The following is a 14051-nucleotide window of genomic DNA, read 5'->3' as shown; positions in this document are numbered from 1 at the left end:
CGCAAGAGATGGAGATCAAGGGCCGCGACATCGCGACGGAAAGCTACCGCGTCACGCTGGGCGTTGACGGACGCGAGGTTGCGGCCCTTGTTCCAGAGCGCCTGGCTGCGTCCTGCATGACGCTGGGGTCGCGGCCCTCGCACCAGACCGCCTATGTCTGGATTGCCGCGAACAAGACCCGGATCGAAGCCGCGATCACGGCGCTTGCGCGCGGTGTGCGGCGACCGAGGCCGCCATTTGACGAAATTACCCTGATTGAGGATCATTAAGATGCCGACAGAAATCCTGATGCCCGCCCTGAGCCCCACGATGGAAGAGGGCACGCTGGCAAAATGGCTGGTCAAGGAGGGCGACAGCGTTGCCGCCGGTGATCTGCTGGCCGAGATCGAGACCGACAAGGCCACGATGGAGTTCGAGGCGGTCGATGAAGGGGTGATCGGCAAGCTGCTGGTCGCTGAAGGCACCGAAGGGGTGAAAGTGAACGCGCCCATTGCCGTGCTGCTGGAGGACGGCGAAAGCGCGGACGACATCGGCAGCGACAGTGCCTCTGCCGCGTCGCCAGAACAGGACGCTCCGAAACCGGAGAAATCCGAGAAGGCGCCGCAAAAGGCAGCCGAGGTGCCCGCCGCGCCGAAAACCGAAGCTGGCGAGCGCATTTTCGCGTCGCCGCTGGCCCGCCGGATCGCTGCAGACAAGGGAGTGGACCTGAGCCAGGTCACCGGCTCTGGCCCGCACGGGCGGATCGTCAAGGCAGATGTCGAGGCGGCCAGCCCCGGCAGCTCCGCGCAACCTGCCGAGAGTGCCGCACCAAAGCCCGCGCAAGGGCAGGTGGTGTCCGCAGGCCCCAGCGCCAGCACCGTGGCCGCAATGTACGAAGGCCGCGAATATACCGAGATCAAGCTCGACGGGATGCGCAAGACGATCGCCGCGCGCCTCACCGAGGCCAAGCAAACCGTGCCGCATTTCTACCTGCGCCGCGATATCCGCCTCGATGCGTTGTTGAAATTCCGCAGCGAGTTGAATCAGCAGCTCGAGCCGCGCGGGGTCAAGCTCAGCGTGAATGATTTCATCATCAAGGCTTGTGCGCTCGCACTCCAGTCCGTACCTGCGGCCAATGCGGTCTGGGCGGGCGACCGCGTGCTGCAGATGAAAGCATCCGATGTCGCGGTGGCCGTTGCCATCGAAGGCGGATTGTTCACGCCGGTTCTGAAAGACGCCGAGATGAAATCACTCTCTGCCCTGTCGGCCGAGATGAAAGACCTTGCCGGGCGCGCCCGTGACCGCAAGCTGGCACCGAACGAATATCAGGGCGGCAGTTTTGCGATTTCTAACCTCGGGATGTTCGGGATCGACAATTTTGACGCTGTGATCAACCCGCCGCATGGCGCGATCCTGGCCGTAGGGGCGGGGGTGAAAAAGCCGGTGGTGGGCAAGGATGGCGAGCTGGCTGTGGCCACTGTCATGTCGGTCACGCTCAGCGTGGATCACCGGGTGATCGACGGGGCGCTTGGTGCGAACCTGTTGAATCATATCGTGGACAACCTGGAAAACCCGATGGTGATGCTGGCGTAATCGCATCCATTTCCTGCAAACTGACGCTGCGGCCTGTCTGCCGCTGCGTCAGATCTCTGATTGCTTGATCTACCGCAATGTTGCTCATCCCAACGGGCCTTAGATGTACGGGCATCAAGAGCAGGAGATGACAATGGACTGGAAAGCCGCACTCGGAGAATCGAACAATAATCTGGAAAAGCTGCGTGAATCACACGCGTCCGCCGCCAAGGGGTTCAGCGCCTTGCACCAAGCCACACTGAAGGACGGCGCGCTGTCAGTGAAGGACAAAGAGCTTCAAGCGCTGGCCATCGGGATTGTCAAGCAATGCATGGATTGCATCGGCTTCCATGTGAAGGCTGCAATCGCCGCTGGGGCCACCCGTGATGAGGTGGCCGAAACCATCGGTGTGTGCATGATGATGGGGGGCGGCCCGGCTTACATGTATGGAGCCAAGGCGCTGGAGGCCTACGACCAGCTGGCCTGAAGGCGCCCGTGTTTCATGTTGCCTGTCCGGCGGCCTGATTCAGACCGCCGGGGGAGCCGGCACCGTCAATTCCAGTGTGATGGCATCCATATCCGTCGAGCGAATAGCGCTCAGCGCACACCGAGCAACTGGTTCATCGAAACAGAAGGCTGATCGCAACCGGCCTCGCCAACAATCTTGGCGGGTACGCCGGCGACCGTTTTGCAGGGGGGCACTTCTTCCAGCACGACGGATCCTGCGGCGATTCGGCTGCAATGACCGATCTTGATATTGCCCAGCACCTTGGCCCCGGCACCGATCAGCACGCCATTGCCGATCTTGGGGTGGCGGTCCTCTTCTTCCTTGCCGGTCCCACCCAGTGTCACGGAATGCAACATCGACACGTTGTCGCCGACCACGGCGGTTTCGCCGATCACGATGGAATGCGCGTGGTCGATCATGATCCCCTTGCCGATTGTCGCGGCGGGGTGAATGTCGACGCCAAACACTTCGGACGCACGCATCTGGAAAAACCGCGCCATGTCGTGGCGCCCCTCGCGCCACAGCCAGTTCGCCACACGGTGGGCCTGGATGGCCTGAAACCCCTTGAAGAACAGCATCGGCTGAATGAAACGGTCACACGCCGGATCGCGGTCATTCACCGCGACGATATCGGCGCGGGCCGACAGCGCCAGCCCGGGGTCGGACCGATACGCCCAGTCGCAGATTTCGCGCAGGATTTGTTCAGGCATCTCTACCGATGCTAGTTTGAGCGAAGTCCGGTAGGCGAGCGCTGACTCGATGTTGTTGTAGTGCAATATGCTGGAATGCACGAGACCGCCGAGCAACGGCTCATCTCTGACCGCAGCTTCTGCTTCTGCAGTGATCTGTTGCCAGACCGGGTCCAGCTCTGACAGGCTTGCGCGGGTCTTGGCCATCGTGGATACTCCTTTTGCTCGGGGGCCAATATAACAGATAGCCATGAATGGCAAAATCGAAAGCTGTGATCGGGTACACCACGTTTATGGATGAAAAGACCGCAAAAAAATTCCATGACCGGATCACCGCCCGGCTGGTCGAGCTGGACAGCGCCGATGATCTTGGCGCTGCGGGCCAGGCGACGGTCACACTCGATCAGCAGTCGGTCGGGCGGCTCAGCCGGATGGATGCATTGCAGAATCAGGCGATGGCCAAAGCCTCGCACGCCCGCCGCATGGTCGAACGTTCCCAGCTCGTCGCGGCGCTGAGGCGAATCGAAGAGGGTGAATTTGGCTATTGCGAGGATTGCGGCGATGACATCGCCTTGCCGCGGCTGGAGCTTGATCCCGCCGCGGCAAAATGCATCGATTGTGCCCGAGGCTAAAGCATTTTGCATTTCCGCTGTTTCAGGGAAAGCGCAAGTCGTTTCAGGCCGGTACGTCCAGTGAGGCGAAAACGCCCGCCCCGAACTTGGCCGATATTTGCGCAACTTGAACCTCGTACCCACCGGTAACCCCATCGGCGCTCTTCGCGGCGGCGGTATAGGTCCAGTGCGGGGCGGTCACGATATCTTCGCGCGGTATTGCCAAGTTGTTGGCCGGGTTTGATCAAGCTATGTCGGTCTCATGAACATTCCGACCCATATGCTGCGCCTGAAAGGCTTCCGCTACCCCTGCGAGATCATTGCTTACGCGGTTTGGGCGTACCATCGCTTTGCACTGAGCACGGCGGATGTCGAGGACCTGTTGGCAGCGCGGGGCGTGCTTGTCAGCCGTGAGGCGATCCGGCTATGGGTCAATCGCTTTGGGCAACATTTCGCAAACTGCATCCGCCGGGATCTACCGCAACCGAACAACAAGTGGCATCTTGACGAAGTCGTTATTACAATCCGTGGCAAGAAACATTGGTTGTGGCGCGCGATCGACGCAAATGGCGACGTGCTCGATATTCTCGTGCAAACACGCCGAAATGCAAAGGCCGCAAAGCGGTTCTTCCAAAGGTTGATCACCCTGTTCGGCGAACCACGGGTCGTGATCACCGACAAGTTGCGCAGTTACATCCAGCCCATCAGTAAACTGGCACCGGGCGCGGATCATCGTGCCCACAAGGGTTTGAACAATGCGATCGAAGTGTCGCACAGGCCGACGCGTAAACGAGAAAAAATATTTGGCCGATTCAAATTCCACCGGCAGGCTCAAAGATTTCTGTCAGCACATGACCAGATCAACCTGATCTTTCGACCCCGCCGCTATCAACTTACTGCAACCTCATACCGCCACGCCCGCACTGATGCGTTCAACCTCTGGTCCGAATACACCGCCGAAATGGCGGCATGATCCAACCGTTGCCAATGCTTTACAATCGGCCACCAACAACTTGGCAATACCAGCTAAAGGTTTAAGAAAACTGAAGCAGACCGTGCGCTGGGCTGTTGTGGTGGCGTGCTGGATTCGCCAAGCTCAGCTTGTGGCGGCGCGCACGCTGGCCCGCCCAAGTTTAAGGCACACAGGAGGCCACAAAATGCGGACAGATTCTTTGCAGGAATTTCTCGACGCGGCCCATGCCGCATTCACCGCGAAGGTGACGGAGCCACAGGCATTGGCCTCGCTGTCGCGGATTTTTTCCGCGCTGGAGACGCCGGGCGAAATGTCCGATGCCCCCGGCGCGCGACTGCCCGCCTGCGCCGCTCTGGCCGAGGCCACCGACCTCGCAAAGTTCAGCGACCCGGCGCTGCGCCGTTTCATCGAGGCGTTTCTGCGGCTGGAACCAGCGCTGCAATGGCGCGCGCGTACCGGCGATGATGCCACGGCCGGAGAGGGTTTTGCCGATGGCCACGCCAATGCGATCATCGCAGGCCCGGGCGGCGCGGAGCGGCGCACAGACGCCTGGCTCGGCGTTTCGCTCCTTGCCCCCGGAATCCGATACCCCGATCACACACACCCGCCCGAAGAGACCTACCTCGTGCTCAGCAACGGCGAATTTCACCACGGCACCTCGGACTGGTTCGAGCCCGGCATTGGCGGGACGCTCTACAACTCTCCGGGCATTGTGCACGCGATGCGCGCTGGTAACGCGCCGCTCTTTGCGTGCTGGGCACTCTGGGCAGAGCCGCATCTGGCATGATGCGCCTCTTCAGACTGCGCGTACCCTCGGGCGGCGCCATGTCGCGGCGGGCTCGATCATAAGATCGTGCAACGCCCAGACCAACGCATCGACGCGATCGGGGCTGCCTTTCCCCTCATATCCGCGCGCGCTCATCGCGCACATCTGATGTTCCAGCGCGCCCAGGTTTCGCAGATGATGCACGCGCCCCTGCTCATAGAGCGCGGCCACCGGCTCTGCTCTGGCGCTCTTGCCACGGCTGGCATGTACGGTCTTGATCGGCACCATCGGGTCCACTTGGCGCAGCACTTCGGCCACCAGATCGCCGCCCTGGATGACCTCCGCCACCAAACGGTCCGCACCCCAGGTCTCCATCGCGCGCACGGCGGCACTGGCCCATGTCATCGGACTGGCCGCACTCACGCTGGCATCGGCCAGAACATAGGCCCGCCAGTCCTGCACAGGCCCTTGCGTGCAGGTGCCGACCACCACGATCCCGCATTCATCCGAGGTGGATTTGCCAGTAACGGGCGGGTCTACTGCAACCACGATCCGGTCCATGGCCGGGGCCGCGTCAAGGCGCAGCGCTTCCAATGTCTCGCTGGTCCAGAGCGCGCCTTCGACATCCTCCAGGAGCATACCTTCCAGCTCTTGCCGGCCCAGCCGCGTGCCTGCATAACGCGCCTGCACCTCCAGCAGGAAACTGTCGGCCAGAAACGCGCGGTTCGCCTGGGTGGCTGCGCTTGTCACAACCGTCGTCGGCGCATCCAGTATCTGTTTCAGAACCCCGATATTGCGCGGCGTGGTGGTAATGCAGACCTGCGGTGCCTCACCCAGCCGCAGCCCGAATTGCAGCATGTCCCAAGTTTCGCGCGCTTTCTTCCACTTGGCCAGCTCGTCCACCCACGCCCCGTCGAATTGCGGCCCGCGCAATGACTCCGGATCATGTGCGGAAAACACCTGTGCGATTGCCCCGTTGGGCCAGATCAGTCGCTGGCGAGTCGCCTCCCAGACCGGCCTGCGATCTGGCGGCGAACACGCCAATATGCCGCTCTCCCCAAAGACCATGACTTCGCGCACCTGCGCCATGGTTTCGCCCACCAGCGCGATGCGACGGCATCGCCCGGCATCGGTCGGGCGCGATCCTTCGACCTGCGCGCGCACCCATTCGGCACCCGCCCGCGTCTTGCCCGCGCCACGCCCGCCCATGATCGCCCAGGCCCGCCAGTCGCCCTCCGGCGGCAACTGATGCGGCATCGCCCAGAATTCGAACAGATAGGGGAGGGCCAGCAATTCGCCCGGTTCAAGGCTGTCTAGGAAATCCGTTTGGACATCTAGCCCTTCTGAGGCGATCCAGGCGGCACCCGATCGAATCCCGTGCTGCATCCAGGTCCATGGCGTATCCATTGACGATTCCTTTTTCTTTCTTTTCGCGTTGCTCAAGGTTCACCTCTGTTTCGATTGCGAATTTCAGCCAATTCCGAATATCGGTCATCAACCGACCCGAGTTTTTCAGGTCGTCGCGCCGATCGGCCCTCATTCTGGTCTGGAGTTCTTCCAGATCGGCGCGCATATCGCGCAGTTGGTTTTTCAGTGAAGTTACTGCGTCGTTCAGTTCCGAAGGTCCCTCATCGGGAGTGATCAATGTCATATGGACTTGTGCCTCATGCGATTGCCTTGGTTTGCCCCTCCGCATCAGACGGAGAAGAAAACGACCCTTGGGGATGTCTTTGGTGGTCGCTCTCTCGATCCGTTCCGCACAACACAACCTATACGGGAAATTTTGAAAAAGGCAATATAAAGCCGTTTTAATTCAATGAGGTACGGACTTATCGTCAAGGGTTCGTTAACCAACTGAAGCATTGACGCGACCCACGGTGCAGGCGCGGTGCGCCGGCACCAATGTCCTCTGGCCCGACGCCGGGGGCTCTGCTATCCCCACAGGCAACCCCGGAACAGGAGATGCGCGATGCCCTTCACCCTTGCCACATGGAACATCAACTCGGTCCGCCTGCGCGCACCCCTCGTCAGCAAACTGCTCACCGAAGAAGCTCCGGACATCCTGTGCCTTCAGGAATGCAAAAGCCCGGTGGACAAGATCCCGTTCGATGAATTCGCTGCTCTGGGCTACACCCACATGGTCGCGCGCGGCCAAAAGGGCTATAACGGCGTCGCGATCCTCTCCAAACTGCCGATCGAAGATATCGGCGATCAGGATTTTGCCAGCCTCGGTCATGCCCGCCATGTCGCCGGACGGCTGGAAAACGGCACCGTCATTCATAACTTTTACGTGCCTGCCGGCGGCGACATTCCCGACCGCGAGAAGAACGAGAAATTCGGCCAGAAGCTCGATTACCTGTCGGAAATGCGCGACTGGTTCCATGGCGACAAGCCGCAGAAATCAATCCTTGTCGGAGATCTCAACATCGCCCCGCGCGAAGATGACGTCTGGTCGCACAAGCAACTGCTCAAAGTGGTCAGCCATACTCCCATCGAAGTCGAGGCATTCACCGACGTGATGGCCGCAGGTAACTGGGCCGATGTCACTCGCAACGATATCCCCGAGGGGCAACTCTACAGCTGGTGGTCCTATCGCGCCCGCGATTGGGATGCCGCCGACAAGGGACGCAGGCTCGATCACATCTGGGCCAGCGAAGACATCGCTTCTGCGGCACATTCCAGCCGTATCCTGCGGTCTGCCCGCGGCTGGGAGAAACCATCGGATCACGCGCCAGTCTTTGCTAGTTTTGATCTATAGCGCCGCGAACCTTTCGCGCAGGCAGGGCTGAAACGGGGCGTCGCGCACCATTCCGCCCGCCCCGCCAAGTCAGGATTTCCTGACCTGCCGCTTTTGGCATAAGCTACCAATATCGCACCGGAATCAAATAGGGCGGGACAGTGCTCAAACTCACAAGAAGGGCAGCCTTGCTGGGGGCAGGCGCATGGTTGGGCGCCTGGGCGACCCGGCGCAATGCCACGGAACTGCCTAGCACGGCGGGCACCATATCGCTTGCCCCGACAGCTGCTGCGGGCACGCTCAACGACGCCAGCGGCCTCAATGAGACCCCGATATTCCGCCACATCATGCTGCGCGACGACCCCAGTGATGAGCTGGTCACGGCCCTGCGGCGCGAAATCGCCGAGGCAAGAACCGAGGGCCGACCCGTCAATGTCGGTGCGGCCCGTCATTCGCTGGGCGGCCATGCGATCCCGCGCGACGGGCACGCGGTTACTTTTGACAATGGCTGGGTCGAGGCGGACACCGCCGCCGGTGTCATGCAGGTGCATGCGGGCGCGCGGTGGCGTCAGGTCATCGCCGCGCTCGACCCGCTCGGCTATGGGCCAAAGGTCATGCAGTCCAACAATGATTTCGGCGTCGCCGCTACCTTCTGTGTCAACGCCCATGGCTGGCCGGTGCGGATGGGGCCGATGGGCAGCACCGTGCGCAGCTTTGAGATGGTGCTGCCGGACGGAGAGTTGGTGACATGCTCGCGTACCCATAATGTCGACCTCTTCGGCATGACGATGGGCGGCTACGGCCTCACCGGCGCCATCACCCGGATGCAGGTCGAGATCGCCCCGAACCAGCGGCTCAAGCCCCAATTCGAGGAAATGCCGGCGGCAGAACTGGGCAGCCGTTTCATGGCTGCGCTTGCTGACGATCAGATCAGCATGGCTTACGGCCGCCTCAACGTCGACCGTGGTGCGTTCTTTGAGCGCGGCCTGTTGATCACCTACCGCCCGTCCGGTGATCAGGACGATCTGCCCGCCGCGCGCGGCTCCGGCCTGACGGCGCGCATGGCACGCCATATCTACCGCGCGCAACTGGGCCGCGAACGGATGAAACGCCTGCGCTGGTGGACCGAAACCGATCTCGGCCCAATGTTCTGCGGCGGGCGTGTCACCCGCAACAGCCTGATCAATGAGCCGGTGATCACGCTTGATGACCGCGATCCCCTGCGCACTGACATCCTGCACGAATATTTCGTCAGCCCGGACCGCTTTGCCGACTTCCTGACCGTCTGTCGCGAGGTGATCCCGGCGTCATATCAGGCGATCCTCAACGTCACGTTGCGGTTCGTCGATGCCGACCCGGACAGTTGGCTGCCCTATGCCCAGACACCGCGCATCGCCGCCGTCATGTCCTTCAGTCAGGAAATGACCCAGCGCGCCGAGGCGGACATGCAGCGCCTGACCCGAGAAATGATCTACCGCGTCATGGAAATCGGTGGCACCTATTACCTGCCCTACCGTCCGCATGCGACGCTTGGGCAGTTCTCGGACGCCTACCCGCGCGCCCGCGTCTTTGCCGCTGCCAAACGCGAGATTGATCCGAAGCTCACCTTTCGTAACGCCTTTTGGGATAAGTATCTGGAGCCGCTATGAGTAAACTGCAGAAAATTTGTCTCGGCTATTTTGTTGCGCTTCTGGTGGCCGCCGCGCTCAATTACATTCCCGGTCTCACCGACGCGCAGGGGCTGGCCTTCGGCATCTTTGCGCTCGATCTCTTCGATGATGCGCTGCATCTGGCCTCAGCGCTCTGGGCGCTGGCCGCAGCCCTGATCAGCCATCGGGCCGCCCGGACATTCCTGATCCTTTTCGGCGCGCTTTACCTTGGTGACGGCGTCTTCGGGTTCTTTATCGGCTACGGCTATCTCGACTTCGGGATTTTCACCAATCCTGCCGCCGGCATGTCATGGACGGTCTTGCGGTTCCTGGCCAACCTGCCGCATCTGCTGCTGGGTGGCTTTGCGCTCTGGGCCGGGTTGCGGGATCGCACGGCGTGACCTATCGGCGGGCACTCTGATGCGCAGGCTGCTGCGATGGGCGGGCAGGCTGGCACTGCTGGCGGTGGGGATGATCGCCGCGCTATTGCTGCCCGTGGGCTATGTCGAACTCGCCTGCAGGGGCACACCAGCCGCACAGATCTACACCTCGCTCCTGCCGCCCCGACATCACCGACCCGAGGCCCGCATGCTGCTGACCTACCCGGAATGGCATATCGTGCATGCCTATGACGACTATGCCGAGGTGATCAGTGTCGACCATCCGCATGCGTACGGTTTTCTGCCCGCCATTGGCGGCTTCTGGTCCTCACTCTGCTCGGTGTCACGGCAATCCGCGCAGCATGGCGGCTTTGACTGGGGAACCAAGCAGATGGTTTATACCATCGGCGTCAGTTTCACCGCCGAACTTCTGGCAAAGGCCGCCTACGAAGAAACCATGGGCCGCCTCTTTGCGGTCTTGCGCGGCCCGGCCCGTACCCCGCTCGAAGATCTATCTGCGGAGCAGGCAGCGGCCTATGCGCAATTTTTGCAACAAACCCCGTGGTACAAATGGGATTTCCGGTCTGACACGCAGGCGTTGCGCACCGCCAGCAGCGGCAGTTTGCGCGATACGGAACGGCGCATCGCTCTTGGCATCGAATACCGGGCCAAGGCCGCTTATGCCGGGGTGATCGAACGCGCAGTGGCGCAGGTTGGCGCGGATGACGTACGCTTGCGTATGGTTGTGGTGGGCCTCTCGCCGGATCAGCTTGTAGACCTGCCCGGTGTTCTGGTGATCGCCACCCACCCCGAGGGGACCGAGATCGAAACTCCACGCTACCGGGTGTTGACCGGCCTGCTACGCGGCATGGCCCTTGCCGGGGCCGATTTCGTCGAAATCGCTGGCAACGACGATATCATGCTGACCGCCACATCCTCACAGGCAACCGTGCCCGATGCGCTCTACAGTTTCGCGCGGCAGGGCTACGGCGACCACCGGCACCTGATCCTGCTGAAGGTTGCCGACCTCGCCGCGCGTTTGCGAGCAATGGAGACCGACGATCTGACACTGGAACATATCCATGACTATTAGGCGCTGGGCATTGGCGATCCTGTGTGTCTGCGCGGGATGGCTCGCGGTGTTGGCGGCGGTGATGGTCCTTAGCGGCGCGGCACCGGGCGCGATCGTGTTCTTCCCGGCCGGCGATTTTGCACAACGCTTGCCAAAGGATGTCGCAATCGTCGGGGCAGGAACCACCTGGATCGCGGTGCGTGGGGCGCAGCCGGGACTTGGCCGCGCACTCTATCGAGCGGGCGGTCGGCTGGTGTTGCCAGCCGGGTTGCCGGGGTGCCTGCCCTTGCCCGCAGGCCCCTGACCGGGGGCTGCCCCCTTGCAAGCGCGCCGTTGCTACGCCATGTAACGCGGGAACACGAAACCGCAGAACATGGGATCAACGAGATGATTGAACTTGGTGGCCAGACCCCCGCACCCAACCTGATCCAGGATGTCTCGGAGGCCGATTTCATGGCCGAAGTGGTCGAGATGTCGCAAACCGTCCCCGTGATCGTCGATTTCTGGGCACCTTGGTGCGGCCCGTGCAAAACGCTGGGCCCCGCGCTGGAGGCCGCCGTAACCAAGGCCAAAGGCGCCGTGCGCATGGCCAAGGTCAACGTCGATGAAAACCAGGGGATCGCGGGCCAGCTACGGGTGCAGTCGATCCCAACGGTCTATGCCTTCTGGCAGGGTCAGCCGATTGATGGGTTCCAGGGCGCTGTGCCGCCTTCGGAAATCGACGCTTTCGTGGCACGCGTGGTCGAGGCCGCAGGCGGAGCTGTGGACGCAGGTAACGGGCTGGACGACGCCCTTGATGCCGCCGACGAGATGCTCGAGGCCGGTGCCGTCGCTGACGCCGCCGAAACTTACGCCGCGATCATCCAGGAAGACGCCAACAACGCTCGCGCCTATGCTGGCATGGCGCGCGCGCGTCTGGCGCTGGGCGATGCCGATCAGGCCGAAGCAATCCTGAATGGCGCACCCGCCGAAATCAGCGCCGCCCCCGAGATCGAAGCGGTACATGCGCAGATTGCATTGGCCCGCCAAGCCGCCGACGCCGGACCCGTTGACGATTTGCTGGCAGCGGTAGAGGCTGATCCCGACAATCACCAGGCACGATTCGATCTGGCGCAGGCCCTGCATGCCAACGGTCAGACTGCCGAGGCGGTTGATCAGTTGCTCGATCTTTTCCGGCGCGACCGTGAATGGAATGACGGCGCAGCCAAGCAGCAACTCTTCACCATGTTCGAAGCGCTCAAGCCGAACGATCCCGTGGTTCTGAACGGCCGCCGCAAACTCAGCTCGATGATATTTGCCTGAACCGGCAGACGGGCTAGATTGGTACGCATGATGAATGCAGCTGACCTGCCCGAGGTGATTCCGATTTTTCCGCTCCCCGGTGCGCTCTTGCTGCCGCGCGCCCGGTTGCCTCTGCATCTGTTCGAGCCGCGCTATCTGATGATGCTCGAGGACGCGCTGAAAACGCCCCACCGCCTAATCGGCATGATCCAACCCAACGAAGGACCGGACGACCGCGATCCGGGGCTCTACAAGATTGGCTGCGTCGGGCGCGTGACGCAATTCTCCGAAACCGATGATGGCCGGTACATGATCACGTTGACAGGCGCTTCCCGGTATCGCCTGACCGAAGAGGTCGATGGCTTTACTCCCTATCGCCGCGCGCGCGTGTCCTGGGCGGGATTTGACCGCGATCTCGGCCCGCAGGAGGACGACCCGGATTTTGACCGTGCCCAATTCCTGGTGCTGCTCGAACAGTATTTCAAGGCCTGCGAGCTGCGGACCGACTGGGCGAGCCTGGACGAGGCAGACGACGAGCTATTGATAAATTCGCTTTCGATGCTGCTCGGGTTCGCGCCAGAGGACAAACAGGCGCTGCTGGAGGCTCCGTCCCTCAGCACCCGGCGCGAGACACTGGTGACACTGATCGAGTTCAGCATGCGCGGTGGCGCGGAAGAGGTGATGCAATGACTGATGAAATGAAACCCGCGAATTTCGACCGTCGTATGCTCGAGGCGCTGGTCTGCCCGCAGACCAAACAACTTCTCGAATACAACGCCGAGACGCAGGAACTGATCAGTCGCGGTGTCCGCCTTGCCTTTCCGATCCGCAACGGCATCCCGATCCTGCTTGTTGATGAAGCCCGCGTTCTGGATTGAGCGCACGATCCCGCTCGGAATCCGTTCAGTTCGTCTGGGCAAATCGCAGGCTGCAACTCTGCCCGGCCAAGATGGTCCCGTCAGGGTTCGCGACATCAAGTTGCAGCCCGAAGGTGCCCGTGGCCGCGTCCAGCACCGGGTCGATCACCTTGATCACCCCCGAGATGGCGCCGCCGGTTTCCAGCGTGATCTCGGCGGTTTGGCCGATTTCGAGTTCGGCGCGTCGGGCGGCAGGCAGATAGGCTTCGACATGTAGCGGGTCGATCTGCGCCAGCACGATGATCGGCGCCTGTTCGTTATAAAGCTCGCCCACCGACATCAGCGTATCTGTCACCACCCCGTCAAAGGGCGCGCGTACCCGCTTGCGTTCGCGTGCGGCAAGCGCTGCCTTTAGTTGAACCTCGGCGATTTTCATCTGGTAGATGGCTTCCTCTTCCTCCAGCCGGGCGGATTGCGCGGCAAGGATGGCAGCTTCCTGCTCTGCGTCGGGCACCAGTTTGCGTTCGACGAGGATGGTCAGCCGTCGGGCGTTCAGTTCGGCAGTTTCGGCCTTGCGCTGTGCGAGTCGTACGGCGATGTCGGACGATACGCGCAGACGGGCCAGTTCCACCTGGCTGTCTTCCTCCGAGGCTTCCAGCTCGGCCATCACCTGACCTTTGTTGACCCGGTCCGCACGCTCCACAAGCAACTTTGACAATACACCGCTCTCCGCGGCGCCGACGCGGGCGACCTCATTGGCCTGCACCAGGCATTCGGTCACTGTTTGCGCCTGCGCTACGCCAGATATCAGGGTCCAGAGGCACGCAATGCAGAGCAGTGGAAATCGCGAAATGGTAAACAAACTGTTTATAGCGCACCTGTGTCAAAATTTGTTGCCGTAGCGTCAGTCATGATGCTACAACCACTACAGTAATACAAGAATACCGCCTGCCCGGTGATTTATTGTGTTCACGCCC

General features: G+C 61.7%; 19 protein-coding genes. 14 read left to right on the top strand and 5 right to left on the bottom strand.

What is annotated here, in order from left to right; translation table 11 throughout:
* Positions 1-8: 8 nt before the first annotated feature.
* The 3 genes from O3306_RS01200 to O3306_RS01190 all read left to right on the top strand — a co-directional run bounded on the left by O3306_RS01200 (position 9) and on the right by O3306_RS01190 (position 2038).
* Positions 9-269 carry a hypothetical protein gene (locus O3306_RS01200; RefSeq protein WP_272002144.1) on the top strand — a complete coding sequence of 87 codons (261 nt, stop codon included), beginning with the start codon at positions 9-11 and terminating at the stop codon, positions 267-269.
* 1 nt (position 270) lies between these two features.
* Complete coding sequence (locus O3306_RS01195) at positions 271-1572, top strand: pyruvate dehydrogenase complex dihydrolipoamide acetyltransferase (protein WP_272002141.1); 1302 nt, start codon at positions 271-273, stop codon at positions 1570-1572.
* A gap of 133 nt (positions 1573-1705) precedes the next feature.
* Positions 1706-2038: a carboxymuconolactone decarboxylase family protein gene (locus tag O3306_RS01190; RefSeq protein ID WP_272002138.1), complete on the top strand. Its 333-nt coding sequence runs from the start codon at positions 1706-1708 to the stop codon at positions 2036-2038.
* Positions 2039-2148: 110 nt separating this feature from the next.
* On the opposite strand, the gene cysE is transcribed toward O3306_RS01190, so the two are convergent.
* Positions 2149-2955 (bottom strand): serine O-acetyltransferase, encoded by an 807-nt coding sequence (gene cysE, locus O3306_RS01185; protein ID WP_272002136.1) that lies wholly within the window; start codon positions 2953-2955, stop codon positions 2149-2151.
* A 47-nt stretch (positions 2956-3002) separates the two neighbouring features.
* Between cysE and O3306_RS01180 the strand changes: the two genes are divergently transcribed.
* Positions 3003-3380 carry a TraR/DksA family transcriptional regulator gene (locus O3306_RS01180; protein ID WP_272002133.1) on the top strand — a complete coding sequence of 126 codons (378 nt, stop codon included), beginning with the start codon at positions 3003-3005 and terminating at the stop codon, positions 3378-3380.
* 43 nt (positions 3381-3423) lie between these two features.
* Here the strand turns inward: O3306_RS01180 and O3306_RS01175 are convergent, their stop codons facing one another.
* Complete coding sequence (locus O3306_RS01175; protein ID WP_272002130.1) at positions 3424-3585, bottom strand: hypothetical protein; 162 nt, start codon at positions 3583-3585, stop codon at positions 3424-3426.
* A 36-nt stretch (positions 3586-3621) separates the two neighbouring features.
* Here O3306_RS01175 and O3306_RS01170 point away from each other — a divergent pair, with 36 nt between their 5' ends.
* Positions 3622-4332, top strand: coding sequence for an IS6 family transposase (locus tag O3306_RS01170; RefSeq protein WP_272002127.1), 711 nt, complete (start codon positions 3622-3624; stop codon positions 4330-4332).
* A gap of 184 nt (positions 4333-4516) precedes the next feature.
* Positions 4517-5119, top strand: a complete 603-nt coding sequence (locus O3306_RS01165; RefSeq protein WP_272002124.1) for a dimethylsulfonioproprionate lyase family protein — start codon at positions 4517-4519, stop codon at positions 5117-5119.
* A 9-nt stretch (positions 5120-5128) separates the two neighbouring features.
* Here O3306_RS01165 and O3306_RS01160 read toward each other — a convergent pair whose 3' ends face one another.
* Both O3306_RS01160 and O3306_RS01155 read right to left on the bottom strand, forming a co-directional pair.
* A complete protein-coding gene (locus tag O3306_RS01160; protein ID WP_272002122.1) occupies positions 5129-6505 on the bottom strand; it encodes a DNA-packaging protein in 1377 nt (458 codons plus the stop codon).
* A complete protein-coding gene (locus O3306_RS01155) occupies positions 6402-6749 on the bottom strand; it encodes a hypothetical protein (RefSeq protein WP_272002120.1) in 348 nt (115 codons plus the stop codon). The genes O3306_RS01160 and O3306_RS01155 overlap by 104 nt, the downstream gene beginning before the upstream one ends.
* A 318-nt stretch (positions 6750-7067) precedes the next feature.
* Between O3306_RS01155 and O3306_RS01150 the strand changes: the two genes are divergently transcribed.
* The 8 genes from O3306_RS01150 (at position 7068) to O3306_RS01115 (ending at position 13095) form a co-directional block, all read left to right on the top strand.
* Positions 7068-7856, top strand: a complete 789-nt coding sequence (locus tag O3306_RS01150; protein ID WP_272002117.1) for an exodeoxyribonuclease III — start codon at positions 7068-7070, stop codon at positions 7854-7856.
* Between the two features lie 140 nt (positions 7857-7996).
* Positions 7997-9484: an FAD-binding oxidoreductase gene (locus tag O3306_RS01145; RefSeq protein ID WP_272002114.1), complete on the top strand. Its 1488-nt coding sequence runs from the start codon at positions 7997-7999 to the stop codon at positions 9482-9484.
* Complete coding sequence (locus tag O3306_RS01140) at positions 9481-9885, top strand: DUF4383 domain-containing protein (protein ID WP_272002111.1); 405 nt, start codon at positions 9481-9483, stop codon at positions 9883-9885. Before O3306_RS01145 ends, O3306_RS01140 begins: the two co-directional genes overlap by 4 nt.
* A 19-nt stretch (positions 9886-9904) precedes the next feature.
* The gene (locus O3306_RS01135; RefSeq protein ID WP_272002109.1) at positions 9905-10957 is read left to right on the top strand and encodes a hypothetical protein; all 1053 of its coding nucleotides are present in this window, start codon (positions 9905-9907) and stop codon (positions 10955-10957) included.
* Positions 10947-11240 (top strand): hypothetical protein, encoded by a 294-nt coding sequence (locus O3306_RS01130; RefSeq protein WP_272002107.1) that lies wholly within the window; start codon positions 10947-10949, stop codon positions 11238-11240. The genes O3306_RS01135 and O3306_RS01130 overlap by 11 nt, the downstream gene beginning before the upstream one ends.
* A gap of 83 nt (positions 11241-11323) precedes the next feature.
* Entirely contained in the window at positions 11324-12238 is a 915-nt protein-coding gene (locus tag O3306_RS01125) for a thioredoxin family protein (RefSeq protein WP_272002104.1), read from the top strand.
* Between the two features lie 27 nt (positions 12239-12265).
* Positions 12266-12907, top strand: a complete 642-nt coding sequence (locus O3306_RS01120; protein ID WP_272002100.1) for an LON peptidase substrate-binding domain-containing protein — start codon at positions 12266-12268, stop codon at positions 12905-12907.
* Entirely contained in the window at positions 12904-13095 is a 192-nt protein-coding gene (locus O3306_RS01115) for a Trm112 family protein (RefSeq protein ID WP_272002097.1), read from the top strand. The genes O3306_RS01120 and O3306_RS01115 overlap by 4 nt, the downstream gene beginning before the upstream one ends.
* A gap of 25 nt (positions 13096-13120) precedes the next feature.
* Here the strand turns inward: O3306_RS01115 and O3306_RS01110 are convergent, their stop codons facing one another.
* Positions 13121-13855, bottom strand: a complete 735-nt coding sequence (locus O3306_RS01110; protein WP_272002093.1) for an efflux RND transporter periplasmic adaptor subunit — start codon at positions 13853-13855, stop codon at positions 13121-13123.
* Between the last annotated feature and the right edge of the window lie 196 nt (positions 13856-14051).

This window comes from Roseovarius sp. ZX-A-9, from assembly GCF_028369135.1.
In the GTDB taxonomy this organism is placed as follows: Bacteria; Pseudomonadota; Alphaproteobacteria; order Rhodobacterales; family Rhodobacteraceae; genus Roseovarius.
Note: the sequence above shows the minus strand (reverse complement) of the source record. Positions and strands in the feature narration are given on the sequence as shown.

Coding starts and splice junctions, on each gene's coding strand:
- O3306_RS01200 (WP_272002144.1), top strand. CDS start 9: ATGGAGATCAAGGGCCGCGACATCGCGACGGAAAGCTACCGCGTCACG.
- O3306_RS01195 (WP_272002141.1), top strand. CDS start 271: ATGCCGACAGAAATCCTGATGCCCGCCCTGAGCCCCACGATGGAAGAG.
- O3306_RS01190 (WP_272002138.1), top strand. CDS start 1,706: ATGGACTGGAAAGCCGCACTCGGAGAATCGAACAATAATCTGGAAAAG.
- cysE (WP_272002136.1), bottom strand. CDS start 2,955: ATGGCCAAGACCCGCGCAAGCCTGTCAGAGCTGGACCCGGTCTGGCAA.
- O3306_RS01180 (WP_272002133.1), top strand. CDS start 3,003: ATGGCAAAATCGAAAGCTGTGATCGGGTACACCACGTTTATGGATGAA.
- O3306_RS01170 (WP_272002127.1), top strand. CDS start 3,622: ATGAACATTCCGACCCATATGCTGCGCCTGAAAGGCTTCCGCTACCCC.
- O3306_RS01165 (WP_272002124.1), top strand. CDS start 4,517: ATGCGGACAGATTCTTTGCAGGAATTTCTCGACGCGGCCCATGCCGCA.
- O3306_RS01160 (WP_272002122.1), bottom strand. CDS start 6,505: ATGGATACGCCATGGACCTGGATGCAGCACGGGATTCGATCGGGTGCC.
- O3306_RS01155 (WP_272002120.1), bottom strand. CDS start 6,749: ATGACATTGATCACTCCCGATGAGGGACCTTCGGAACTGAACGACGCA.
- O3306_RS01150 (WP_272002117.1), top strand. CDS start 7,068: ATGCCCTTCACCCTTGCCACATGGAACATCAACTCGGTCCGCCTGCGC.
- O3306_RS01140 (WP_272002111.1), top strand. CDS start 9,481: ATGAGTAAACTGCAGAAAATTTGTCTCGGCTATTTTGTTGCGCTTCTG.
- O3306_RS01135 (WP_272002109.1), top strand. CDS start 9,905: ATGCGCAGGCTGCTGCGATGGGCGGGCAGGCTGGCACTGCTGGCGGTG.
- O3306_RS01130 (WP_272002107.1), top strand. CDS start 10,947: ATGACTATTAGGCGCTGGGCATTGGCGATCCTGTGTGTCTGCGCGGGA.
- O3306_RS01125 (WP_272002104.1), top strand. CDS start 11,324: ATGATTGAACTTGGTGGCCAGACCCCCGCACCCAACCTGATCCAGGAT.
- O3306_RS01120 (WP_272002100.1), top strand. CDS start 12,266: ATGATGAATGCAGCTGACCTGCCCGAGGTGATTCCGATTTTTCCGCTC.
- O3306_RS01115 (WP_272002097.1), top strand. CDS start 12,904: ATGACTGATGAAATGAAACCCGCGAATTTCGACCGTCGTATGCTCGAG.